This is a genomic window from uncultured Nitratireductor sp. (assembly GCF_913053745.1).
Classification (GTDB): domain Bacteria; phylum Pseudomonadota; class Alphaproteobacteria; order Rhizobiales; family Rhizobiaceae; genus Nitratireductor.
This window is the reverse complement of record NZ_CAJXGF010000013.1, coordinates 1-25,521: the sequence shown is the minus strand read 5'-3', so window position 1 is coordinate 25,521 and position 25,521 is coordinate 1. Positions and strand designations below refer to the sequence as shown.

Annotated in this window: 20 protein-coding genes; 2 read left to right on the top strand and 18 right to left on the bottom strand. The window is 61.5% G+C overall.

All coding sequences use genetic code 11. From position 1 onward, the window contains the following. The 3 genes from QZ638_RS03810 to QZ638_RS03800 all read right to left on the bottom strand — a co-directional run bounded on the left by QZ638_RS03810 (window position 1) and on the right by QZ638_RS03800 (window position 3,714). Entirely contained in the window at window positions 1-1,143 is a 1,143-nt protein-coding gene (locus tag QZ638_RS03810; RefSeq protein WP_295807066.1) for an ABC transporter permease, read from the bottom strand. Next, window positions 1,136-2,053, bottom strand: coding sequence for an oligopeptide ABC transporter permease OppB (gene oppB / locus QZ638_RS03805; RefSeq protein WP_295807063.1), 918 nt, complete (start codon window positions 2,051-2,053; stop codon window positions 1,136-1,138). The genes QZ638_RS03810 and oppB overlap by 8 nt, the downstream gene beginning before the upstream one ends. Before the next feature lie 74 nt (window positions 2,054-2,127). Continuing rightward, window positions 2,128-3,714 carry a peptide ABC transporter substrate-binding protein gene (locus tag QZ638_RS03800; protein WP_295807060.1) on the bottom strand — a complete coding sequence of 529 codons (1,587 nt, stop codon included), beginning with the start codon at window positions 3,712-3,714 and terminating at the stop codon, window positions 2,128-2,130. Between the two features lie 409 nt (window positions 3,715-4,123). On the opposite strand from QZ638_RS03800, the gene QZ638_RS03795 reads away from it, so the two are divergent. Beyond that, window positions 4,124-4,825: a Crp/Fnr family transcriptional regulator gene (locus QZ638_RS03795; protein ID WP_366936195.1), complete on the top strand. Its 702-nt coding sequence runs from the start codon at window positions 4,124-4,126 to the stop codon at window positions 4,823-4,825. Here QZ638_RS03795 and QZ638_RS03790 read toward each other — a convergent pair whose 3' ends face one another. Together QZ638_RS03790 and QZ638_RS03785 are read right to left on the bottom strand one after the other, a co-directional pair. After that, a complete protein-coding gene (locus QZ638_RS03790) occupies window positions 4,826-8,989 on the bottom strand; it encodes a cytochrome P450 (RefSeq protein ID WP_295807058.1) in 4,164 nt (1,387 codons plus the stop codon). Between the two features lie 106 nt (window positions 8,990-9,095). Then, on the bottom strand, window positions 9,096-10,841 hold the full coding sequence (locus tag QZ638_RS03785) for an adenylate/guanylate cyclase domain-containing protein (RefSeq protein WP_295807056.1): 1,746 nt from the start codon (window positions 10,839-10,841) through the stop codon (window positions 9,096-9,098). A gap of 225 nt (window positions 10,842-11,066) precedes the next feature. Between QZ638_RS03785 and QZ638_RS03780 the strand changes: the two genes are divergently transcribed. After that, window positions 11,067-11,882 (top strand): response regulator transcription factor, encoded by an 816-nt coding sequence (locus tag QZ638_RS03780; RefSeq protein ID WP_295807053.1) that lies wholly within the window; start codon window positions 11,067-11,069, stop codon window positions 11,880-11,882. 103 nt (window positions 11,883-11,985) lie between these two features. On the opposite strand, the gene QZ638_RS03775 is transcribed toward QZ638_RS03780, so the two are convergent. From QZ638_RS03775 to QZ638_RS03715, 13 genes are all read right to left on the bottom strand, one after another. Continuing rightward, window positions 11,986-12,468 (bottom strand): DUF411 domain-containing protein, encoded by a 483-nt coding sequence (locus QZ638_RS03775; protein WP_295807050.1) that lies wholly within the window; start codon window positions 12,466-12,468, stop codon window positions 11,986-11,988. A 146-nt stretch (window positions 12,469-12,614) separates the two neighbouring features. Beyond that, a complete protein-coding gene (locus QZ638_RS03770; RefSeq protein WP_295807048.1) occupies window positions 12,615-12,932 on the bottom strand; it encodes a hypothetical protein in 318 nt (105 codons plus the stop codon). Window positions 12,933-12,991: 59 nt separating this feature from the next. Beyond that, window positions 12,992-13,780: an IclR family transcriptional regulator gene (locus QZ638_RS03765; protein ID WP_295807127.1), complete on the bottom strand. Its 789-nt coding sequence runs from the start codon at window positions 13,778-13,780 to the stop codon at window positions 12,992-12,994. 53 nt (window positions 13,781-13,833) lie between these two features. Beyond that, complete coding sequence (locus tag QZ638_RS03760) at window positions 13,834-15,036, bottom strand: aminotransferase class V-fold PLP-dependent enzyme (protein ID WP_295807046.1); 1,203 nt, start codon at window positions 15,034-15,036, stop codon at window positions 13,834-13,836. Further along, window positions 15,023-15,535, bottom strand: a complete 513-nt coding sequence (locus QZ638_RS03755; RefSeq protein ID WP_295807042.1) for a RidA family protein — start codon at window positions 15,533-15,535, stop codon at window positions 15,023-15,025. Before QZ638_RS03755 ends, QZ638_RS03760 begins: the two co-directional genes overlap by 14 nt. Before the next feature lie 36 nt (window positions 15,536-15,571). After that, window positions 15,572-16,570: an ABC transporter ATP-binding protein gene (locus QZ638_RS03750; protein WP_295807040.1), complete on the bottom strand. Its 999-nt coding sequence runs from the start codon at window positions 16,568-16,570 to the stop codon at window positions 15,572-15,574. Beyond that, window positions 16,567-17,583, bottom strand: coding sequence for an ABC transporter ATP-binding protein (locus QZ638_RS03745; protein WP_295807038.1), 1,017 nt, complete (start codon window positions 17,581-17,583; stop codon window positions 16,567-16,569). Before QZ638_RS03745 ends, QZ638_RS03750 begins: the two co-directional genes overlap by 4 nt. Further along, window positions 17,580-18,797, bottom strand: coding sequence for an amidohydrolase/deacetylase family metallohydrolase (locus QZ638_RS03740; RefSeq protein WP_295807036.1), 1,218 nt, complete (start codon window positions 18,795-18,797; stop codon window positions 17,580-17,582). The genes QZ638_RS03745 and QZ638_RS03740 overlap by 4 nt, the downstream gene beginning before the upstream one ends. Further along, window positions 18,797-19,915, bottom strand: coding sequence for an ABC transporter permease (locus QZ638_RS03735; RefSeq protein WP_295807033.1), 1,119 nt, complete (start codon window positions 19,913-19,915; stop codon window positions 18,797-18,799). The genes QZ638_RS03740 and QZ638_RS03735 overlap by 1 nt, the downstream gene beginning before the upstream one ends. Before the next feature lie 10 nt (window positions 19,916-19,925). Then, window positions 19,926-20,912 (bottom strand): ABC transporter permease, encoded by a 987-nt coding sequence (locus tag QZ638_RS03730; protein ID WP_295807029.1) that lies wholly within the window; start codon window positions 20,910-20,912, stop codon window positions 19,926-19,928. Window positions 20,913-21,002: 90 nt separating this feature from the next. Continuing rightward, entirely contained in the window at window positions 21,003-22,904 is a 1,902-nt protein-coding gene (locus QZ638_RS03725) for an ABC transporter substrate-binding protein (protein WP_295807028.1), read from the bottom strand. A 487-nt stretch (window positions 22,905-23,391) separates the two neighbouring features. Continuing rightward, complete coding sequence (locus tag QZ638_RS03720; RefSeq protein WP_295807026.1) at window positions 23,392-24,429, bottom strand: LacI family DNA-binding transcriptional regulator; 1,038 nt, start codon at window positions 24,427-24,429, stop codon at window positions 23,392-23,394. Between the two features lie 382 nt (window positions 24,430-24,811). Continuing rightward, a partial coding sequence (locus QZ638_RS03715; protein ID WP_295807023.1) for an alpha/beta hydrolase occupies window positions 24,812-25,521 on the bottom strand: 710 nt, incomplete at its 5' end.

The window sequence follows — 25,521 nt, the reverse complement described above, 5'->3', positions numbered from 1 at the left end:
TCACCGGTCCTTCGGATCGAGCGCATCGCGCAGGCCATCGCCGAGGAAGTTGAGCGCAAACAGCAGCAGCGTCAGCGCCAGCGAAGGATAGAGGAGCATATAGGCTGCACCGCGCATGTTGCGCGCGCCCTCAGAGATCAGTACGCCGAGGCTGGTAAGCGGCTCCTGCACACCGAGACCGAGGAAGGATAGGAAGCTCTCCAGTAGAATGACCTTCGGGATTAGCAACGTCATGTAGATGATGACGGGGCCGAGCGTGTTGGGAATGATATGCCGCTTGAGGATTCCGCCGGAGCCGACTCCCAGCGCCTCGGCCGCCTGCACGAACTCACGCCGTCGAAGCGCGATCGTCTGGCCGCGTACGATGCGCGCCATGTCCAGCCATTCGACGGCACCGACGGCGATAAACATCAAGACGACATTGCGCCCGAAGAACACCACGAGCAGGATTGCGAAGAACGTGAAAGGCAACGAGTAGAGTATATCGACGATGCGCATCATCACATTGTCGATGCGCCCACCCAGAAATCCGGCCGTTGCGCCATAGATCACGCCGATCAGCAACGCCACCCCGGTGGCGAGTGCGCCGATCATCAGCGAAATGCGGATCGAAATCAGCACGCGCGCGAACAGGTCACGTCCGTTCGCATCGGTGCCGAATATGAAACGCAGACGCTGGACGTCCGCCTCCATGACGATCGACTTGTTGTCGTTGCCCTGCTCGACGATCCGGGCATTCGAAAACAGGTCCGAGCGGTCGAGATAGCGCGTCACACGCGGATCGATCTCGCGGCTGGAATTCGCCTGGATGCGCAGCGTATTGCCATCGAGCTCGATCGACTGGGTCTCGAGCCGGGCCCGTGAAAGCGCGGATTCGGCGAGCGGCACGATCTCCGCCTGGCGCGGATAGGCTTCGAGGCTGGCCGGCACTTTCACGAAATCCGAATAGACCCGTGCGTAAGGATGCGGCGCGAGCATCGGTCCGAAAATGCCGGCGAAAACGAACATGATGAGGATGAACAGGCTGACCATGGCGGCGCGATTCTTGCGCAGCCGCATGAACGCAGTTTCCCAGAGCGAACGGCTTTTGGTGGTCGGCAGTTCGCCCTCTGGCGGCATAGGGCCGGTGGCGATGTCAGTCATAGCGCACTCTCGGGTCCAGCGCCGCATAAAGGAGATCGACAATGAGATTGAAGATCACCACGAAGACGGCGATGATGATGACGGTGCCCATGACCAGCGTATAATCGCGGTTCAAGGCACCCTGAACGAAGTAACGGCCGATGCCCGGCAGGCCGAAAATGGTCTCCACCACGACCGAGCCCGTCAAAAGGGCCGCCGCGGCGGGCCCCAGATAGGAAATGACCGGCAGGCAGGCCGCGCGCAATGCATGAACCACAACGATCATGCGCGTTGGCAGACCGTATGCGCGTGCGGTGCGAACATGGTCGGACCGCAGAGCCTCGATTGTGGAGCCGCGTATCAGTCGGGCGATGATGGCCACCTGCGGCAAGGCCAGCGTGATAACCGGAAGCACAAGGGATTCCGGACTGTTCCAACCGCCAGCGGGCAACAGGCTGAACCAGACGCCGAAGATCAGCGACAGCAGCGGCGCGACCACGAAATTGGGCACGGTGATGCCGAACGTGGCGACCGCAATGACCGAATAGTCGACCCATGAGTTCTGGCGCAGTGCGGCGACGGTGCCGAGCAGGCACCCGATCAGCAATGCGACGAGCAGAGCCAGTCCACCCAGCTGAATGGACACGGGCAGGCCATTGCCGAGCAGTTGCTGGACGGAGAAGTCGCGATAGATGAAACTCGGCCCAAGGTCGCCGCGGGCGAGGTTGCCGAGATAATAGAAATACTGTTCCCAGACCGGCTTATCGAGGTGAAAAACGCGGTTCAGGTTTTCCAGAACCTTGGCTTCCAGCGTGCGCTCGCGGTCGAAGGGACCGCCCGGCGCCACCCGCATCAGGAAAAAGGCAAAAGTAATGATCAGGAACAGGGTCGGAATTGCGCCGAGAAGACGGCGCACGGCATAACCGAGCATCGCTACCAACTCTCATGTCGGTTCGATGCCGCCCGGCTCCACATGGAGCCGGGCGGGAAGATCGAACGCTGTTGTTACTCGCTGATGCTCATGAAACGCGTCCCGTGGACGTTCTGGATGTTGTCCTCCCAGCCATTGAGCTTGGGCGACACCAGAGACAGAGACGAGTAGAAGAGAAGCGGAATATACGGCATGTCGGCCATGAACATGGCCTCCGCTTCGCGCAGAATGTCCGCGCGCTTGACGAGGTCGGACTCGGCCGCGGCCTTGTCCATCAGCGCATCGTATTCCGGGTTCTCATACTGGGCGTAGTTGAAGCCGGTATTGTCGCTCTCGACCAGGAACAGGAAATTCTGCGGGTCGGAATAGTCGCCGATCCAGCCGGCGCGCGCCACGTCGAAATCCTTCTCGTCGCGCAGATTCGCATAGTGCGCGGACAGGTCGCGAACGTTGAAGTCGACATTGACGCCGAGCGGCTTCCACATGTCGGCGATCGCGGTCGCCGTGTTTTTGTGGTTCTCGGAATTGTTGTAGGCCAGTTCCACCGTAAGCGGATTGTCGGAGCCGTAGCCGGCCTCTTCCATCAGTTCGATGGCCTTGTCCTCGCGATCGAGCAGAGACATCTCTGCCCAGTCGGCCTCGGAGCCACCGCCTTCATAGTTGCCAATGCCGGGCGGAACCAGCGAATAGGCGGGCAGCATCGCACCGGCCCAGATCTCGTCACCCAGGAACTGGCGATCGATGACCATGGACAGCGCCTGGCGCACCTTCGGATCCGACATCGCTTCGCGCTTCATGTTGAGCGCGTAGTAATAAGTGCCCAGGTAAGGGGAGATGCGAACCTGATCGCCCAGGCGCTCCTTCATGGACTTGATCTGCTCCGTTGGCAGATCGGAACAGCTCATCACTTCGCCCGCTTCGAAGCGGCGCACACAGGTGGCGCGGTCCTCGAAAGGGATGTATTCGATGCGGTCGATCTGGACGCTGTCGGCCTCGTGGAAATTCTCATTCTTCTCCATGACGATCTTGTCGCCGGGCGTGAAGGAAACAAGCTTGTAAGCACCGTTGGTAACGATGTTTTCCGGCTGGACGAAATCCGTGCCGTGCTCCTCGACCGCGCCCGGGTTCACCGGCAGACCGGTCTGGTGCGTCAGAAGCTCCAGGAAAAACGGTGTCGGCTGCTCAAGCGTGATTTCGAGCGTACGGTCGTCGACCGCCTTGACACCCATTTGATCGGGCTCCATCTCGCCCTTGTTGATCGCTTCGGCGTTCTTGATGGGGTATAGGATATTGGCGTATTTCGCGCCCGTATCTGGCATCATGATGCGGCGCAGGGAGAATACGAAATCCTCAGCCACGACCGGATCGCCGTTCGACCATTTCGCGTCGTCGCGCAGGTTGAAAGTGTAGACGGTGCCGTCGTCGGATACGCTCCATTCCTCGGCCACGCCGGGAATGATCTTCGCACCGGCATCGTAGACGACCAGGCCTTCGTAAAGATCGCGCATCAGATGGGCTTCGGCGACCAGCGATGTCTTGTGCTGATCCAGCGTTTCCGGATCGCCGTCATTCCCGCGCACATAAGTCACGGCAGAGGCTGCCATCGCCGATGAGACAAGAATTGTGCCCGCAAGCAGCGGCCGAACTAGGGATTTCAACATTTCCCGCACTCCCATTTTTTACTTGCTTGTCATCCAACCAAAGGATGAGAGAGGCGGCATTTGGCAACGAAATTCCGTATACGTCAAACGCTTTTGGGCAGATTTTCCAAAGGATGCAAGAAATGCGCAACAAATCCCGCAAGCATGCATCGCCATTGGAAACAAAATTACCGAGAATCCGCATTCTGGTATTGGAAATCACCGAATTTCAGGAGCATTGGAGGGGCGGCGCCTGTGCAGACATTGCGTGAGGGGCATGCGAAGCCATGCCGGATAGGCTCATCCAGGCCCGCAGCGCGGCAGCGGGAAAGGCAAGCGTCACGGCGAGCACCATTCTGCTCCGCGTTGACGGGCGCGGCGGCGCCGATCATTATTTCATTGTTGCAATATCCAGACAGCGTGGAAGCTCTTGGAAAACACCATCGCACGCGTCTCCCGGAACCTACCGCAAGGCAAGACCTCGAGGGAGACCGCAAACCTGAACGCAGAGCATTTCGAAACCCTGTTCGGCGCTTGCCGGCCGGAGCGACACAAGGCTGGCGCGTATCTATTCATGCATGAGGATCCCGCCGATCGCATCTACGGCGTGATCTCTGGCACAGTCGAGATTTCCACTTATTCCATCAGCGGCCGCAAGCTTGTTGCCAATATCGAACTGGCGCATAGCCTGATCGGTGAAATCGGAGCGCTCGACGGCGGTGTACGCACAGCCAGCGCCATCTGCCTGACGGATTGCGAACTGGTTTCGCTGAGCCGCACGCAACTGATGCGCAAGCTCGCGGAGAATGCGCCTCTCGCTCTGGCAATGATCGAACTGTTGTGCACCCGTCTTCGCTGGATCAGCAACGAACGAAGCGACCAGGCCCTGCTCAAGGTGGAAGCACGGCTCGCCAAGCGCCTGCTGCTGCTGGGCGAGCGGATGGCCGACGAGGCGGGCTGGATCAGAATATCGCAGTCCGAGCTTGCCGCGTTCTTGGGCGCGACGCGGGAATCCGTCAACAAGATGCTGAATGCCTGGCGCAATGAAGGGCTTATTGCGATCAGACGCGGGGCGATCCGGCTGCTCTCCAGGTCCGGTCTGGAAGAGGTCGTCCATCTTGAGGACGAGTGATCACAGCCTGGACAGCAGATAGCGCAGGCTCGAACGGCTGGGCATGAAGAAATAGCCGCCACCGCGCGTCGTCACGAAACTCGGCAAATCGCGCAGCAGCAGGCGCCCCTCGCTCATTGGAATGGAAAAGCTGCCTGTGCCTTCATTGGCGCCGATGGTTGGGTCCTTCTCATCCGTTAATCCCTGGAAGAACGACGATGACACCCAGCTCTGCTGCATGAATTCGTACTGCCTTTCGATATCGGCATTGAGACACATGAAGAGGAGGCCCGCTTCCTGGCCACTCTTATAGGTGCGACCGCAGCGCAGTATGCGATGGCGGTTGTTGATCTTGAGCTGGGTTTCCGGATCGGCCCCAAGCGAATCTCGTGGATTGGAACGACGCACGTGCGAGCCCAGCGGGCACTGCAACCCTTGCGGGTCTTCCGTGGCGAAGGCGAAATCGTTGTCCGGCGCGCGGTCGGGGCGCCCATTGGGATTGCGCACCAACGAGGTGCCGTCATGCCAGCGCCCCACCATCTTGGCCGCGATCCATTTGGCATCGAGTTTGGAATTGCCGGTCTCCACCCGCGCGGCTTCCGCCGCGTGCCGGCAATAGGTGTTGAAGCTCGAAACATGCTGTTCGAGCTGACGGATCACCATGAAGCTGCCATTGCGGCCGAAATCGCGCAGCGTCGCTTTGCCACCGAAAATTGGGCCTTCAGCAGCGGTTTCCAACGCCGGCAGGATGCCCTCGCTATCCTGCGTTTCCGCCACCGTGGGCGTCGGCGGAAAGAATCCGTTCTCGTCCTCGTAGCCCAGCACAAACTCGCCGGGCGCGATCAGGTGCATCGGAGCCACGGGGCCGTTGGCACGCGGGGTGCCACGCACCACGGGCTGGGAGACACCGTCGGCGAAACCGAAATGCTCGACGGCCTGCTTGCCCTCCCGCTTGATCTCCAGTGGCAGTTGCGCAACCGGTTTCACCCCGGTTTTGTCCGCCGCATGCAGCAATGCCTGAATATCGGGATCGAGAATTTCATAGCTGGCGGCATAGCAGAGGACGGCCATGTCGACCGGCTTCTGCTGCGACCCCCACAGCCAATGCTCCGGTGCGCTCTTGCCGATATCGTCGAGAACGCGGCTGCGCGCGTCCGTTGCCATACCCTGTCGGAAAGCTGACGGAAAACCGTCGAGACCGTCACCGCCCGGATGGTCGCTGAAGCCTAGCCGCCTCAACCCATCGGCGCCAAGCAATGTGATCATGGCCCGCTCGGGCGGAAGCTGATTGCCGAAACTGGTGTGTTTCAGCACGAACGCCAACCACTCCCGCCGCGCAGCGCGCGGCAGGTCCGCCGGGATGTGGAACGCAAGCATTTCTGCCTTTGCGAGCGGGCCAAGAGGACCGAAGAAAATCGATTGGATCTCATCGGTTTCGATCGTTCGGCGCGGGCGCGGCTGTGAACCGAAGAGCCGCAGCCAGTCGCGCGCTTCGCTCTCGGTTTCCGCTTTCGCGATCCCGCTGCGGATGAGTGAATTGATCCGGATACGGCCGGTGGTAAGGCCGGGATAGGCCGCGTACCAGAACAGCGTCGGCACCTGCTGCGCTCGCGCCCAGCGTTTGAAGCGGTCGCCATCCGTCGCTCCGTCGCGGAACAGCATCCGCGTTTTTGGAAAGCCCACCGTGTTGCTCCAAACGCCGGTAAGTCCCGCATGGGCCTTCGTGATGAAGTCCTCCAGATAACTTTCCCAGCTCCCGCCGTAATTGCTCAGAAAAACAAGTTGCTTCGTATTGGGCAGAAGCACCCAGCGGGCGAAGTGAATCGTGTTGATGTCGGCCAGATAGCCCGGTCGGAAAACCTGCCGAGCCATGATTGAGATGAGATAGAAGGAGAGCCGGAGTGTCAGCCGGCGCAGCCATCCGGTCTTGCGAATGGAGACTGCGGTCAGATGATTTTGCGCCAGATGGTTTTCGCGTCTGGAAATCTCGTCGAGCAAGGCAAGTTCCGCGCTCTCGTCGCCTGGAAGGTCGCGCTTCTCCAGATACCGCAGATACAAAAGCAGCAACAAGCCGATGAAAGCGATAAGCATGCTCACACCGATCAGGGTGAGCACGATGGAGGTGCCGAGGATCAAGAGGTTGCGGAAGAATCCCGCTTCATAGCCGAAGACCAGGCTGTAGGTGATGGCAAGACAGATGAGCAGGGTCACGGAGACCGTGACCAGAACCTTCGGTGCCCGCAATGTGCGCTTGACCGCACTGGCGAGGGTCCCGGCCGGCTTCTCCAGCAACGTGTCGGCCGGTTCGAAAGCCCAGTCGTAGCGCCCCTGCTTGGCCAGCACTTTGCGCACCCGGTCGAGAATCTCTCCGGCTTCGCTCCCTTCTGGCGCTGCCGCGATTTCGGCCCGCGCCGCTTCTTCCAGTTCGGCCTCCGCCCTGATGCGCCTGACCGAGTGGCCCGGCGTTCCCGAGAACACTAGGCCAGCATTGCTGCCGAAAGTGGGGGATATATCCAACGTGTTCTGGCGAATTAGCGTATCGGCGGACCGCCGTTCGCCGGGCCCGCAGGCGGTCTGCAGAAGATCGTGCAGCACGGGTTCGGCCGCTTTTGCAAACGCAGTCACAACCTCGTCCCGCGTGCCGTCGCCCGAAAGTTCGATGACCAGATGGCAAGCGCCTTTCGCACCATCCTCCTCTTGTCCATCGATAATCGCGATGCTGGCGAAATGAATGACGCCGCTCTCGTCCAACGCGGTTTTCATCGCCTCGCCCGATGGATTGCCGAGCGCGTCGACCTTGTCACGAAGCGCGTCCTTCGGGACGTCTTTCGCACAGGCGATTACCGCCGTTACCATGGCATGCTCGACGGTTTTGGACAGCGGAGCGGGATCGAAACAGAGAACGAGGCTCTCCGGGTAGGCTCCCAACCGCGTCAAGCGGCCCGCGCGTCCTTCGGCGCGCCGCAAGCCCGGTTTGGAGAACAGGACACGAAAGCATTCCGCAATCTGTATCCGGGCAATCGCCGCACCGATGCACTGATGAATGCCGTGGCCGAAGACCAGATAATCGCGCGCCGGCCGTTCCATGTCGAAACGCTCCGGCTCACGCACCGCCGCCGGGTCGAACATGGCCGAGAGCGTCGCCGGCATCACCGATGTACCCGCCTTGATCTTTCGCTCGCGGCGCGTGCCCTTGGCGATCACCGCATCGCGTGCGGTATAACGGAACGGGCCGATCCAGATCGGCTTGAAGCGCATCGTTTCTAGGATTGCACGTTCAAGTCGCGCATCGTCACCGGTCGCGATGGCCTCTTCCAGTGCCCGGCGCGCTTCGGGCTTGGAAAGCAGGACATCCAGGCAATTGCCGCTCGCGAGAAGATTGGTCGGTGTAAAGCCTGCGATCATGCCGAGCATGATTGCGTGAACATCGCCCAAGGCGATTTGCGGATCGTCCTCGTCCAGCATGTCGACCAGCCGGCCAAGCGGTGTGGTACGCGGAATCGTTCCCTCACGCACGGCCGCGATCGATCGGTCGATCGTGTGCCTCATACGGTCCGCGGCCACCACCGCCAGCTCGCGCGCGACGGGGTTCGCTCCTGGATCGGCGAAGAACAGCCCGCTTAAAGCGTTGGCCCGGTGAGAGAAGGCGTCCTCGTCGTCGATCGCGATGCCGAAATAGTCGCGGCAGATGCGCACCGGCACGATGCGCAACAGGTCGCCGACGGCGTCGAAACGCGGTGCGGCCCGCTGCATGATCGCCTCGGCATGCCTTGCCGCCAGCGGGCGCACCACATTCTCCACCTCATCCACCGGAAATGCGCTGAGAACGGTCGATTTCATGCGCCGGTAATCGGGCCCGTCCTGCATGCCGAGAATGAAATTGGTTCCGCCCGCAACCTCTGTCATTTCAAGACCGTAAGGTGTTTGGAAGACGTCCTGACGCTCCAGCACCTCGCGAACGTCGTCGTTGCGCGTGACCAGGGCGAAACCGCCGATTTTCAGAATGGGATGAAAGCGCCGCAGGAGCCCCAGCGCCCAGCGCGGATTCTCCAGAAGGCGGCTTGTGAGCTTCGCGCGCCAGCCCTTCGCGCGAATCCGCTCGATATCGAATGGCGGCATGTCGGCCACCGGCCCCTGATTGCGCTGCGCCTCGCGCACGCCATCGAAATACTTGGTCGTCGCCATTGCGTTTTCCTCGGACGGTATGGCCATACGTGCGAACGGGCAGGACATGTGTGAAGCAGTTCACGCTGGGCCCAATTCCATCGCGCCTCCGTGCCGGGTCCTTGCTCTAACCGGCCAGGTTGTAGTTATCGATCAGGAACGCGGTGGCCGATTTCTCCGCAAAAGGAATCCATGCCACGCGTTCGAGCGAGAAGTCGGGATGGTAGGCTTGGAAAAGCGCCCTCTCGCGCCGTGCCTCCTCCATGCGATCGCAGCGCGCCAGGGCCCCGATCTTGAGAAAGCGTGCATAGAAATAGCGCGGCGACAGGCCCAGCGATGCTTCTGCCGCCCCGATCGCCTCTTCCCAGCGCTGATCGAAGCAACATGCGGCGGCCAGTTCGCCAAGATTGTGAAACCCGTAAATGTCGAACGGGCTCAATCGCCGCGCCGTTTCGAACAAGGGAATCGCCGTGGCCGCGTCCCCGAGCAAAAGATGTGCGCTGCCCATGGCCGAATGGGCAAAGGCGAAACTGGGATTGATCTGCAGAGCCTCGTGCAAATGTTCGATAGCCGCTCTCGGCTGTCCGCGCATGATCGCAACGGCGCCGAGATGCGCGTGAGGGCGGGCGTCCTGGCTATCCATCAGCAGCGCCTTGCGCGAGAAATCCGTCACATTGTCGAGGTCGTCGCCCGCCCCCGACCGAAGCCAACCACGCCAGAAATACCACCACGCCAGTTCGTTCAGCACGGCGCTGGAATTCGGCGCTTTTCTGCGCGCCTGTTCGAGACAGTCGAGCGCCAGCGTCGTGTCCTCGCGCGTGCGGCGCTGCATATGCCAGCGCGCACGCCGCACGAGCTGCCAGGTCTCCAGGCCTTCCCATGGCACCTGAAAGGTGCGCGCCTGTTCGACCCGCTCCACTTCCTTTTCGAGCATTGCAACGATCATGCCGCCAATCTCGTCGTTCACCAGCGAAAGCTCGTCCAGCGGGCGGCGGAAGCCGCGCGACCATACGAGCCGCTCGTTGACCGCATCGGTCAGCGTTATGATGAGATCGAAATGGCTTTTGGCCCGGGCGAGTTTTCCATCGACCAGATACCGCGCGCCGAGAGCGCTTCCGGTCATGCGCGCGCCTAGGGCCTTGTCGCGAAACTGGAAGCTGGATTCCCGCGCGATGACCGGAAGCCAGCGGGTGCTGCACAAACCTTGAATAATGTCTTCGGCGACACCGTCGGCGACATAATCGAACTCCTGCGCTCCGGCCTCGTTCTGAAACGGCAGGACCGCGACGGCCGGCGGAGCGGCCGGGTCGACCGCCTGCCGCGGCGCGACCTGTGTTTGCTCGCCTTCCTCCCGGCTGGCGACGAAGATGCGCACCGGTAGCGCGATATTCTTCAGTCGCTGCTCTCCCAGATCGGCAAAACTGGCCGCCACCTTGTCCTTGACATGGTTCCAGGTCGTTTCCGAGATCGCCAGCCCGTTATAGGGGGCGAGTTCCTGGATACGCGCGGCGATGTTGACATCGTCGCCATAGAGACTTGCACCGCGCACAATCACGTTTCCGGTGTTGATGCCGACCCGGAAAGGCATGCGCCGGTCGCCCGGCACGCGATCGTTCAGATCGACGATCTTCTGTTGGAAATCGAAAGCGGCGCGCAAGGCGTCGATCGGCGTGCCGAATTCCGCCATGATGCTGTCTCCGGCCGCACCGAAAGTGCGTCCGCCCGCAGCGTCGCAACTGTCGGCGATGATCGACCGCCGCTCCTCGAATGCGGCCACCGCGAATTCGTCGTCGATCCCCATCAGCCGGGAAAACCCGACCGCATCGATGGACGCGATGGTCGTGACCTGTCGGGTGTATTGCCCCTCGGACATTTTTTCTGTTGGTGCCCCTCAATAAACAGCAGCGTAGCCCTGCGTGGGAGTTCGGGCAACCATGAAGAGCGTGGGCCGCCTTATCGGCCCGTTCGAAGTCCATCTTCGGGAGAAGATTCGTCCAAAACACCGAGTGTAGCCAATTTCACAGAAGTCACATGCTGACGTGATTAATCTGACGCCCGTTAGCAGATCAATCTCGACGACAAACAGCGGGTATTCGACATGACGGCCTTATCAGTTTGTACCGCATCCTCCTATGGAACGGGTGTGCCGCTTGAAGGGGCTCGCCGTGTTTCGATCGACAGCGACGTCGCCAGGAACGGAGGGGCACCCGGCCCGCTCAACGGATCGTCCAGTCGCCTGCTGGCGCAGAAGGGCTCGGTCATCCTCATCGACGATCGCATCCTTGCCCGCGATTGTCTGCGCAGCAGCCTGGCCGCGCGTCACGCGCCCTGGGACGTCATTGCCTGCAGCACTTTCGAAGAATGGCAGAATGAAGCGGACCGGCATCCTCCACTGGCCGCTGTGCTCCTCCATGTGGGTTCCGCAAACATCACGGAATCCCACATGGAGGAGTTGATCAGACAAACCGTCAAGGTTTCCGGATCGGCGCCGCTGATCATCCTGGCCGACCGGGACGACGTGGTGCAGATCGTCAACGCTCTCGACTATGGGGTACGGGGCTACATACCTTCGTCGGTAAGTGTCGAGGTTTGTGTCGAAGCCATAAACCTGGCGCTTGCCGGCGGGGTCTTTGTGCCCGCAAGCACCGTGTTCGCGATGCGAGAAGTGATCAACACCGACGCAACGCACGACCAGCGCCTGACGGAACTGTTCACGCCGCGCCAGATTCAGGTGGCGGAAGCCATCTGGCAGGGCAAGCCCAACAAGATTATCGCCTATGAGCTGAACATGTGCGAGAGCACGGTCAAGGTGCATATCCGCAACATCATGCAGAAGCTGAAGGCGACCAACCGGACCGAGGCCGCCTACAAGTTGTCAAATCTGTTTACGAGCAACGGCATCGATCTGTTGTGACACGCGCGCATCGGCGGCGGGCCGGCTCCGGGCATGGCCACCGGCAAGGGTGGCCATGTCCGGGCACAGTGTCGGCCGGATCGGACTGAATCCGTCGAACCGGCTACTCCATTCCGGCTTCAAGGAAAACCGACGAATTTCCATCGGAAGACCCGTCAAACGAGTAGACCGTGTAGCGCGCGTCGGGATCGTATCCCATTCCAGGCGAGCCTGCGGGCATGCCGGGAACGGCAATTCCCTTGACCCCGGGCTGTTCCGACAGAAGCTTTTGAACGGCTTCGACGGGCACATGCCCTTCCAGCACATATTTCCGCTCACCGCCCGTGACCGCAGTGTGACAGGCTTCGAGATCGCCCGGCACTCCGGCCTGATCTTTGACGCGGGAAAGCTCCTCCAGATCGGTCGTTTTCATCGTGTAACCGGCTTCCTGCATGGCTTCGACCCAGAGTTCGCAGCAACCGCACCACGGAGTCTTGAAAACCGTGATGGTCTTGTCCGCGCTGGCGGACGCGGCAAGCGCGAGACCGGAGGTCAGGAAAACAGCCAGCGCTGCGCCGGCCGTCAGCTTGCATGTGCGTTTGTTCATCGTCTTTCACTTTCGATTGTTCGTGCAGCGCCTTCACGTCTTCCGGCCATGAAACGAGACGGGCCGGGCAAACGCGAAACGTGCGGGTATGCATGTTTCGAAACGGATCGGAGAGCGGCGCCGCGTTGTGGCGCGTCTCTCATCTCTCAGGAGACGATGGGTGGGCGAAACAGTCCGGAGATTACGGGCCGATGTGGCGAAAAGACCGAGGGTTCGGTCAACGGCGCGAGTCTCGGGTGGATGAGCGGCGTATCGAGCGGTGCGAGATAATGGCAATCCATTACACAGCCGGAAGACGCATAGGCATTGCCGTTCTCTGTCCCGGCGCAGCAGCGCATTCGCGCCTCGTCCTCCGCCTGTGTCGCGACGTCGGACATACCGTCGCTCGCGACCGCCTTCACTGCGGGAAGCGATCCCGCAACGACAAAGCCGATCAGCAGAAGAAAGGTCAGAACCTTATGCATGCCACGCTCTTAATTCGTATCGATGGGAAAATCCATCGGACATGCTGCGGGTCGACCCGTTATCTGCGCGTCCATCCAAGACGCGCTTCGATCTTGTATGCGCTTTTTTGGACCAGATCTTTCAGATCCGGCTCTTTCTGATCCACTTTGTGGTCGGGAACCACGATGGAGATCGTCGCCCGGCACGCGCCTTCCCCGTCGATGATGGGTGCCGCGATGCAGGCAACGGAAAAATCCGACTCGCCGGCCTGAATCGAAAGCCGCTCCTCATAGGCCTTCCGGGCTGCCTGAGAGAGCACCGCCACATCGGTTTCGGCGTTACCGGTCGGCGAAGGCTGTATGGCCTGCGACAGAACGGCTTGACGCTCTTGCTCCGGCAGGTGACCGATCAGCAGGCGGCCCGAAGCCGACCAGTTGAGCGGCGTCCGCGAGCCCACACGTGAGGACACCTGAAAATGATCGGGGCCGTCGACCATGGAAAGAACGACCATCTGGTCACCGTCGCGCCCGCAGATCTGCACCGTCTCCCTGGATGCGAGGGCGAGATCGACCATTTCCTGGTTCGCGGCCGTAAGGAGATCCAGCCGGCGCGCATAGGTCAGGCCGTAGTGATAGAAACGCGGTCCGAACCACAAGGCACCATTGTCCTGACGGTCGAGGATTTCCTTACCGACCATATCTTCGACCAGACCATAGACGGTTGATGCCGGCGCGCCCACGGCGCGGGCGATCTCATACGCCGTGGCCGGACGGTCGGATTGCTGGAGGAAATCCAGAATCTGCAATATCCGGTCGAGTGCGCTCGTTCGCGTGCGCTTCTCGCGCGTTCCATCCGTGGTCGGTTGCATGTTCACTGTATCGCTCGTCCCGTTGGCCAACCGGCCGTCTATAACACCTGGTTTCAGTCCGGCCAATTGAGGAGACCCGCCTCCAGCCGCGTGGCACGTTCGGCGAACGCGCTCACCAAAGGTTCCGGTGCGGCAGCCGCATTGTCGAGCTCTTCGGCGATGCGCCGTGCAACAATCGCCTCTTCGTCCGGATGCAGATTGCACGGGTCGAGGAAGAAATATCCATGCTCGGCCTCATGATCGCGAACCACGATCGGCGGTTCACCGGCCGCCAGTCGATCGGCCAGGTCCCAGGCGGTGATGCGAGCGGCGTCCGCGTCGACGTCGATTCGCAGGCGATCGAGCGGATTGTCGGTCGGGTCGGGCGTTATGTGGGCGGTGATGCCGGGCCGGCCCTCCAGTGTTTTTGCCCAAAGGTCGAGCGCCTTGCGCTCGCGTTCGCGGATCCCGGCATGGTCGCGGTTTTCCCATGCCTCGAGCGCTGCGATAACGCCGGCAATGCCTTCCTTGCCGATTTTCATGCCGCGACCGATGCCCCGGTTCTGCAGATAGGCGGCACGGACCAGCGCCTTGTCGCCGGCAACGATGCCAGAGGTCGGACCGCCGAGAAACTTGTGACCGGAATACAAGACAATATCCGCTCCGGCGGCGAGAAAACCTGTCAGATCGTATTCCGAAGCCGCATCGACGATCACCGGAACGCCCTTCGCGTGCGCGGTGGCGACGAAATTGGCGAGCGGGATCTGCCCATATTCGACGACATGATGGGAAACCACATAGACGGCAGCGACCGTGTTCTCCGTGATCGCGCCTGCGAGCTGGTAGGCGTGTGCGCTCGTCGCCTGACCAACCGGTACGACCTTCGCGCCGGCGAGGCGGATCGCCTGGTCGATGGGCGCGCCGTAGCTCACCAGATGTCCGGCCTGAACCACCACCTCATTCTTGAGTCCACGCGTGTCCGGGAGGCGCTCTATCGCCGCAAGGTCGCTCCCCGTCATGGCGGCGGCGACGGCAAGCGTAATGCCGGCCGAGCACGAAGCGGTCACACAGCCTGCTTCCGCGCCGGTCAACCGCGCGATCGTCCTGCTGGCCGTACGCTGGAGGTCGGACATCTCCGTCCACTGGCTGAGAACGGAGGCGACGGTCTCCACGGCCTCGGGCACCACGATGGACGCACCGAGCGAGGTCATCGTTCCGGACACATTGATGACCGGCCGCAGGCCGAGCCTGGCGCGAATATCGTCATTGGTCAGCATGGGCTTCGTCCTCTATCGCGATAACGGCTTCGATCTCGACGGTGATCCTGCCGGGCAGGGATCCGAACCCGACGGCGGAACGCGCATGGACACCGCGATCGCCGAAAACATCGATGAACAGGTCGGAACACCCGTTTATCACGGCTGGGTGCTCGGCGAATTCAGGATCTGCGTTGACCATGCCCAGAAGCTTTACAACGCGTTTGACGCGCGACAGGTCTCCAAGCGCGCTCTGCATCACGGCGATCAGGTTAATTCCGGTGAGGCGCGCGTGTCGATATGCGTCTCCGGCGGACACGTCACTGCCAACCTTTCCGGTATGCTGACTGCCGTCGGGTTTCGTCGGCCCCTGTCCGGAGAGAAACATAAGGTTGCCCTCCTGCACGTGGGTCACGAAATTCGCCACCGGCGGCGGCGGCGGAGGGAGGACGATCCCCAATGCCTCGAGGCGATCGTAGGGCGTCGTTTCCGGGCGTTTGGCAAGCTCGGAAAAACTCATGCGGAAACTCCAAGGTTCGAGTGTCTCGTTGTCTGGTCAGGCCGTTTCAAGCTCGTCCTGGCGGATACAGGCCACGGCGTGATCCCGCTCGACGGTTACGGTTTCCGGGACGGCTTCGGCGCAAGCGGGGATGGCATGGGGACAGCGCGTGCGGAACACGCAGCCCGACGGCGGATCGAGCGGGCTGGGAATATCGCCCGCCAAAGGCACGCGGTTGCGCTCGACGGTGGGGTCGGGCACGGGCGCGGTGGCCAACAAAGCCTTGGTGTAGGGGTGACGCGGATTTGCGTAGACGCGCCGGGACGGCCCTCGCTCCATCACGCGGCCGAGATACATCACAACCACCTCGTCACAGAGATACTCGACAACCGATAGGTCGTGCGAGATGAAGAGCAGTGTCAGGCCAAGGCGCTTTTGCAGGTCGTTCAACAGGTTGAGAACCTGTGCCTGCACCGAGACGTCGAGCGCCGAAACCGGCTCGTCGGCAACGACGAAATCGGGCTCCACGGCGAGCGCGCGGGCGATGCCGATCCGTTGGCGCTGGCCACCTGAGAATTCGTGCGGAAAGCGGCGAGCGTGATCGGGTGACAGACCGACCAGCGTCAGCAGCTCGGCCACGCGCTCCCGGCGTTTTACGCCACGCGGGAAGCCGCGTGCGTCCAGCGCCTCGCCGATAATCGCGTCGATTCGCATGCGCGGATTGAGGCTCGAAAAAGGATCCTGAAAGATGATCTGCAATCTTTGCCGATAGGCACGCAGCGCGCGCTCGGACAGGGAGCAGAGATCGACACCGTCGAACACGGCCTTGCCCGATGTCGGCTCGATAAGCCGCAATATGGCGCGGCCCGCCGTCGTCTTGCCCGAACCGGATTCGCCGACCAGCCCGACCGTGGTGCCGCGCCGGATCGAAAAGGACACATCCTCCACCGCATGCACGGTGCGCCCGCCGCGACCGACGAAGCGTTTGGTCAACCCCTCGACGGCGACGAGCGGCGCCTCGCCGTTCTGTGGTTTGGCTGTGGAAGTTTCAATCACAACTCGCTACTCCTCAGGCAACGCGACAGGTGGCGAGGTCCGGCCTCCTCCAGCGGCGGCGGCGCGACGCTGCACGCCTCGAGCGCGAACTCGCAGCGCGGGGCGAAAGCGCAGCCCGGCGGCAGGGAAGTGATCGGCGGCACGGACCCGGTGATGGAATAGAGCGCTCGGCGTTCGCCATCCTCGGTGATGTCACGGCCCGCATGCGGCGTGCAGGCGAGCAATCCCCTCGTATAAGGGTGCTTTTGATGCGCGAAAAGGTCGTTCACGCGCGCCTGTTCGACCACGCGGCCGGCATACATGACGGCCACCTCATGGGCGATTTCGGCGACGACGCCCAAATTGTGGGTAATGAACAGAATCGACATGCCGAACTGCTTCTGCAGCCGCCGCAGAAGATCGAGAATCTGCGCCTGGATGGTCACGTCGAGCGCGGTGGTCGGCTCGTCGGCGATCAGAAGCGAGGGATTGCACGCAAGCGCCATTGCGATCATGACGCGCTGGCGCATGCCGCCCGACATCTGGTGCGGGTAATCGTCGAGGCGGTTTTGCGCGTCCGGTATTTCGACACGCTTCAGCATCTCGAGCGCGCGCGCGCGCGCCTCCCTGCGGTTGACCGGCTCGTGGAGCGCGATCATCTCGCCGATCTGGTCGCCTACCGTGTAGAGTGGATTGAGGCTGGTCATCGGTTCCTGGAAGATCATGGCGATCTCCCGGCCGCGCATGGCGCGCAATCCTTTCGCGGAGAGTTTCGCCAGATCGTGCACGCGCTCGCGGCGGTCGCGAAACAGGATTTCACCCCCGGCGATACCGCCCGGTTTCGAGACCAGTCCCATGATCGACAACGACGTGACCGACTTGCCCGAGCCGCTCTCGCCCACCACGGCAAGTGTCTCGCCCCGCTTGAGGTCGAACGTTACCCCATCCACGGCCTTCGCAGTGAAGCGCTTGGTCTGGAACCAGGTGCGCAGGTCGCGCACGGAAAGAATGGTGTCTGCCGGCAACGTCGTCACAGCGCCCACCCGCAATGCGGACATGCGTGAAGGGCGGCTTCGGGCGAAGGCTGATAGCGGCTGGCGGCAATCGCTTCGGCCCGCAGGATCGCGTGGCGTGGAGAAAACAACTCGCTCAGCCTGCTGACGGCGCCCTTCGAATCCTTCACCTCGATCGACGATTGTTCCATCTCAAAAACCGTGAACTCGGCCGGTTTCCCGACTGCCAGAAGTTTCTCGTGTGGCAGCCCGATGGCCTTGCGCGGATTGACGGTCGATGCGGCGATAACATCTTCGAGCGACATGCCAAGCGAAAGAAGCTTCGACATGGTCGTGGCCATGTCCCAAACCGAGCCGTCCATAGAGCGGTTGTGCAAATCGGTGGAGATGGTGTGCGGCGACAGATCGCGCGACAGGGCGGCCTTTGCCACATCGAAGGAGAACGAGGCGCCGCCATGCCCGACGTCGAGAATGACACCGCGTGCCGCGGCCTCCTCGACAAGTGTGTAAAGGTCCTCGTCTTCGAGGATCGAACCACCGAACTTGCCGTTGAAGCAGTGAGTAACGATGTCGCCCTCGCCCAACAGGCCGAGAATATCGTCGTAAAGCGGCGGCGGTTCGCCCACATGCACCATCAGCGGCAGCTTCAGCACCCTCCCGATTTTCTTGGCAATGCGCACCGGCGTCAGATCCCACCCGCCGGTGATGACCGCGCTGGCGCGCACCTTCAACCCCACGATCACATCGCGATTGGCCTCGATGCACTGTGCGATCCGGTCGATGTCGATGGAGCGCATATCCATCAGCTCCGATACGCGGTTGCAGGCGACCAGGCCGATGGAGCCGATGTTGAGAAACGCATAGACATTCTCGCGGGCCGGTTCGATGATCAGCTCGCGCAGTCCGTGAAAATTGGCCTCGCCCGCGGAGCCTGCGTCGACGATTGTTGTGACGCCGCGTTCCGCGCCGGCCTGCGCCGGTTTTATGGAAATGTCCGTGCCGCCATACCACACATGCGCGTGCAGGTCGGCCCATCCAGGCGAAAGGAACGCCCCGTCGCAGTCGATCACGCGAACGTCGTCGCCGGCCTCGATGGTCTCGGCGAGTTCGGCGACGCGGCCACGCGTATCGACCGCTATGTCGAGCACTGCGCCCTTGGCTTCGCCGAAGCCGATCGGCCGGGCGTTGCGCAGGAGCAGGGGGGAGGATGCGGTCGAAAAGCGATTGCCGATCATCAGATATCCTTTGCAAGCCGGGGGTCGAGCAGGTCGCGCAGACCGTCACCCAGAAGCTGCAGCGCAAGCACTGTGATGACGATGGCGAGCCCGGGAAAGAGCATGATCCATTCGGCCGTGCTCATGAACTGGCGTCCGATGGAGATCATCGTGCCCCATGTGGGAATGTCCGGTGAAATACCGACACCGAGGAAGGAAAGGCCGGCCTCGGCCAGAATCGCCTGCGCGAAAATGAAAGTCGCCTGCACGAGAAGCGGTGAAGTCACGTTGCGCAGCACATGCCTCACAAGGATCACCGGCGTCGGCACAGCGAGCGCGCGCGCCGCTTCCACATAGGGCAGCTCACGGATGACGAGAGTCGAGGCGCGGACGACGCGAGCCAGCCGGGGCGCATAGACGATGCCCAGTGCCAGCACGACATTCGCTGCCGACGGACCGAGCGCGGCAACCAGAGCGATGGCGAGCAGAATGTCGGGAAACGCCATCATCGCATCGATGAGACGTGAGACCGGTCCGTCCGCCCGGCGGAAGAAACCCGCAATCAGGCCGAGGAAAATGCCGATCAGCGATGCGACTCCCACAACCAGGAAACCGACGGTCAGCGATGTGCGGCCCGAATAGAGGACGCGCGAAAAGATGTCGCGCCCCAGATCGTCCGTGCCAAGCAGATTGATCTGCTGCCGCCGGTCATCGACGCCAAACAAATGGATATTGGACTGGAACAGGCCGAAGAAATCGTAGTCATCACCCTGATGGAACAGGCGGATCGGCAGCACGGCTTCCGGGTCCGTCTCATAAAGAACCCGCGCGGTTTCGGCATCCCGCTCGCGCGACAGGCCATAGACGAACGGCCCGACAAACCGGCCTTCATGAAACAGGTGGATGCCCGTGGGTGGCGCCAGTGTGCGCAGCCTTTGCACCTCGAACGGCGCATAGGGCGCCACCATGTCGGCAAACAGCGCGCACAGAGCCAAAATGACCAGGAACCACAGCGAAACGACCGCCAGGATGTGCTTGGTAAAGCGCCGCCAGATGAGCTGTGCAGGCGTTGCGGTATAGAGATCTTCCTTGCGGTCCTTGGCAGGCGCAGCGGTGGTGTTGATGGTCTGATCGGTCATGGCCAATCCCTCACGCATTGCGGATGCGCGGATCGAACCACGCGAGCAGGATGTCGGAGATCAGCGTGCCCACGACGGTAAAGACGCTGAGAATGAGAATGAAGCTGCCGGCCAGATACATGTCCTGCATCTTGAGTGCCTGCAGCAGCAGCGGCCCGGTCGTAGGCAGGTTGAGGACAACCGCCGTGATGACGTCGCCCGAAAACAGCGCCGGCAAGGCCCATCCAACCGTTGAAATGAACGGATTGAGCGCCACGCGCACCGGATACGTCCACACCACGCGGGCCTCGCTCAAACCTTGCGCATAGGCGGTTTCGACATAGGGCTTGCCCAGCTCGTCCAGCATATTGGCGCGCATGACACGGATCAGACCCGCCGCACCGCCGGTCGCCAGAACAACCAGTGGGATCCACAGATGGCTCAGGAGATTGCCGAGCTTGGCAAAGCTCCAGGGCGCATTCTGATATTCGGGCGAGAACAGCCCGCCCACATCCATATTGAGATAGGCGAAGGCCAACCACATCAGAATCAGCGCCAGCAGGAAATCGGGAATGCCCTTGCCCAGGAAGCCGAACACCGTGAACAGGTGATCCAGAAACGAATATTGCCGCGAGGCCGAATAGACACCAACCGGAATGGCGATGGCCCAGGTCAGCACCAGGCTCGCCGAGGAAATCGCCAGAGTCAGCATCAGCCGATCCCAGATCAGGGTCGAGACCGGCGCATTCCATTCCAGCGAATAGCCGAAATCGCCCCGCAGCACGATATCGCTGATCCAGCGCCAATACTGCACAATCATCGGGTCGTTGAGCCCGAACTGTTCGCGCATCAACTCTTCCTGCAGCGGCGAAATATACTCACCGGCATGGCGCAACTGCGCGGCATAGGCGGTGACATAGTCGCCGGGCGGAAGCTGAATGATCACGAACGAAATGAACGAGATGAAGATCAGCGTCGGAATCGCCAGCAGGGCGCGGTTTCCGATAAATGCGAGCATGGTTTGGGGTCTCCGGGCCGGACACCATCCTCACATGGCGCCGCGGCAAGCCGGGACGGGCGCACCCGTCCCGGACAAGGTCTTTTCGCTTTAGTCCTGTTCGATCCAGAACTGCTGGGTGCGCGCCAGGCCCACACCGCGGAAGATGTCGTCCTGTACAAGGTCGGCCTGTACATTGTGCAACTTGTTCGAGACGATATTGACCACGGTGCCGGCGCCATACACACCGATCACCCAACCCTGGTTGACGAAGATTTCCGCCATTTCGGACACATATCCATCGGCGACTTCCACCGATGCCGACTGCGACGCCTGGTCCCAGAGATCATAGATCTGCTGCAGCTCAGCGCTCGGCTCCATGCCCTCAGCTCCATCGGTATTGTACCATTTGAAGCTCTGGTTGGCGTAGCCGTCCGAGCCCATGATGCGGCGCGGATCGGCCGGCACATAGGTCAGGCGATCAAACGGAATCCAGTGCATCTGGAAGTCGTTATTGGCGCGGTTATTGTCCCACTGGGTCCGGTCGATCACGCGGGGCAGAAACTCGATGCCGACATCGGCAAAGTTTTCTGCCAGCAGTTCGAGTGTCTTGGCATGGGCGGCATCATTGGCCTCGACAACCAGGCTGAACCGCTGCCCGTCGGGTCGCAGGCGGAAGCCGGCACCATCGCGTTCGCTCAGCCCCGCTTCGTCCAGCAATTCATTGGCCAGATCGGGGTCATATTCGGTCCAGTGGGTTGATAGCTCTTCGCTGTAATAGGGCGACCCCATCACCGGCGCAGTCTGCAACTCCTTTGCCAAACCCGACTGCGTCAACTCGTTGATCAGTTCACGATCCACGGCCACCGACATGGCGTGGCGTACTGCCTCGGTTTCGAACAGCCCGCGCAACACCTCGTCGGTGGTGTTCATATTGGGCACCAGCGACCACACATTGGAGTCCAGGCCGGGCACGATGTGATAGCCACCCCGCTCCTCGTTCTCCTTGTAGAAGGTGTAGTTATCCAGGCCCATATAGCGCGCCTGCATATCGATCTGCCCCTGCGCCACCATCAGGTTGAGCGTTTCGGGATCCTGGAACAGCCGGTGCTCGATGCGGTCGATATAGGGGAGCTGGTTCCCCTCCTGGTCCACGGCATAATAATAGGGGTTGCGGACCATGGTGACGGTTTCGGCCGGCGCCGGCGTTTCGATCTTCCACGCGGTGATGACCGGCAGATCCGGGTTGTTCCACCAGCCGGTCAGGGCGCCCTTGGAGCCCCAGAGGTCGGTCCAGGCCGCGACATTGTATTCCTCGGCCGCCGCTGCGAGTTCTTCCTCGCTGGCATATTTGTCGTTGAACTGGCTCAGATAGTGCTTGGGAAACAGGAAGCTGGGCCGGTCAAGGCTGGGTTCGCCCGTGGAGTCCTTGGCCAGGATCTGCAGAAAATAGACATAGGGCTGGGCGAACTTGATGGTGAAGGTGCGCTCGTCCTGAACCTCAAGTTCAAGCGGCACGCCGCCGGGGGCAAAGGTGGGGTCGATCGTCGGCACCAAAGCCGGGTTGAGGAAAACATCGTTGTACCAGAACTCGACATCCTCGGTCGTGACCGGCATGCCGTCGGACCATTTCAGCCCCTCAAGCAGGGTGAAGGTGAACTCGGTTGAATCCTCGTTGACCGAATAGCTTTCGATATAGCCCGGGGTCAGCACGGCTGTGCCGTCCGCATCTGCGGTCCATTTGAGCACGCGCTCTTCCATCAGCTTGGTCGGACCCCAGCGGTCACCCGGACCGCTATAGGCGCGACGCCAGACGCCGCCATATTCGCCCACGCTCAGGGCTTCGACCACGGTCGGGTTGGCCGGCAGGCGTTCATCGACCGGTGGCAGGCTCCCAGCCTCCACCATTTCACTCAACATCGGCGCTTCCTGGAAGGCCCATGCCGATCCGGCCATTGCTGTTGACGACAGCGCCGCTAAGGCAATCGCCGCGACCCAATTCTTGGCATTCATAGACTTCTCCTCAACTCCAGCGCCAGGGCCGCGATGGCGACACAGCGCATAATTCAGCCATGAGAGGCAGATAGTAGTGAATGCAAAAATTTTTGCATGATCCCTCACCTCTCCCCGTCACACTCAATCTTCAATGCCGATTTTCTTGGTTTTCTGGCACCAATCGCTGTGACGACGGCCATCCTTGCCGCGGAATTCGCCAAACGCAATATGAAACAATTTTCATTACTGCCGCACAGAGACGCATTAGCGCGCTTTGAGGTACGTGCTTCCATACAAGAGTTGTTTGGGATTCAATGTCTTACAAAATCGGGTTCGCCATTGCGGACACCATCAACGCCGCGTGAAAAAATTCTCCAACCGGTTACTTAGAGGCGCCCGCGTGCCTGTCTCTGGCGATGTTGGCAGGGCCCACTGCCCCATGCCCGATGGAAATCAATGCGCACGGGCACCTAATCAGAAAGCCCCATCGTGTCATTGAATGATGTCAGGTCAGCGAACGGACACTGCCGCGCACGGTCAGCCGGCACCCCAGTTCCAGACGATTGGCCGGCATGCCCGCATCTGCCGCCACAATGCGTTGCTCGAGCAGGTTGAGGGCGGCAAGGCCAATATAGTCGAGCGGCACGCTGACCGTTGTCAGCGTCGGCGAGGTGAATTCACCCAGCGCCACACCGTCAAAACCGACCAACGATATATCCTTGGGAAGCGCATAATTGGCCTCCTGCAGGGCGCCGATAACACCAAGCGCCAGATTGTCCGCCGCACAGAAGATGGCGGTCACCCCACCCAGACCGTCATGCTTGTCGATCCAGCGCCGCATGGCCGCCGCCCCCATGTCGGGAAAATAGCCCTCGGCATAGTGGACATACGCCGTCTCGAGGGACAATTCATTGGCGCGGAACGCGTCAAGAAAGCCATCGCGCCGCCGCCGGACGGTGCCGCGCCCTTCCCAGGTCAGGTGCAGGATCGAGCGATGCCCCTGCTTGATCAGCCAGTTGGTGGCATAGCGTGCCGCAAATCTGTTGCCAGGCGTAACACTGTCGATCTGCATTTCATGGTCTTCGCCATTCATCAGCACGGCGGGGATACGGGAACCCGCGATAGCCCTCAACAGGTCTGGGCGATCATCGCTGAGCAGCAGGATACCGTCCACCTCGGCCTGCCGGGCCTGCTCGACCAGCTTGGCGCCACTGAAATTAGGCGTATCCACCTCGATCGGCAGCACCCGAATGGACCGCCGCTCGCATTCGCGCATCAGCCGGCTCAGCAGCGTCCAGGAGAACAGATTGTGCTGGTTGTTCGGAAGCGTGTCACTGGGCACCGCCAGCATGATGCTGCGCAGCACGGCAATGGTGGCCTTTTCGCGTCGCCGCGCCAGATAGCCGAGCTCCCTTGCCGCACCCAACACCCGCTCGCGCACCTCCAGCGAAATGGTGGCGGTGCCATTCAACACATGGGACACAGTCGACGCCGCAACCTCAGCGCGCGCGGCAATATCCTTGATCCCGACTTTCCGGTTCACGCAGACTTCCTCTGGAATTGGCGTTCCATTCCGACTCTATGTGACCTGAAGGGGTATTTCGCAACCGGTCTTTGTCCGGCCTGTCACCATTCTCGTCCCTTTCTGCCTCGGCACAGCGCAGCCACGCCCAGGGCGCTTTCAGCCCCATGTCCGGCACTACACCCTGCGGCAGGAGGTGCCGGGCACAAACTTGGGCGCCAGCACGAAGTCTTGCGCAGGCTCGTGCACCGCTTCGGGGCTGGTGACCCTGGTTCTGCGCGAGCGGCTCTCAGCACAAATCGGCCAGCGGATCGCTATCCGCAACGACCCGGAGCGCGCCATCCTGTTCAGCCGGGAAAACGGCGAACGGCTGCCCTGAATAGCGCCCTGAAAACGCGCCCCCTCAGTCCGCCAGGAAGGCGCGAAGCCCCTCGATCTGCGCGCCGCTGGCAAGCGTCGGCGCGTGGCCACAATCGGGGATGGTCACAAGTTGCGGGCAAGGCCCTCGCATACGCATGGCGCTCGCCACCGTCGGCGGCAGCACATCGGAGTGTTCCCCGCGGATCAACAGGGTCCGCGCGGTCACCGCATCATAGGCTTCCCAGACGTCGAGGTCGGCCTTGTTCTCACCCATGGTCGAAACGATGGCGGGGTCGTAGTGCACGGTCACCTGACCTGTGTTGGTCCGGCGCATCGAGGTATCGACCATCCTGCGCCAGAAACACTCTGAATTGTCGCCGAATGGCGCATAGGTGCGCCGCAGCCATGCTTCGTAATCGGCAATGGTATCGAAAATTGGCGGATTGCCGACATAGTCGGCGATGCGCCTGGCACTGTCATAAGGAATATCCGGGCCGACATCGTTGATGACGAGGTGGGTGATCCTCTCGCGCAATGTCCCGGCAGCCAGGGTGATCCCCAGCAGCCCGCCCATCGAGGTGCCAACCCAACCAAGCTGATTAACGCCGTAGTGGTCAAGCATGGCGCCGGTCATCGCGCCATAGGTGGCAAAGGTGTAATCGGCCGCGCCCCGCCGCGCCCAGGCTGACAGCCCGCGGCCCAGCGTATCGGGGCAGAGCACAAGATAATCCACGGACAGGGCCCGCGCCGCCT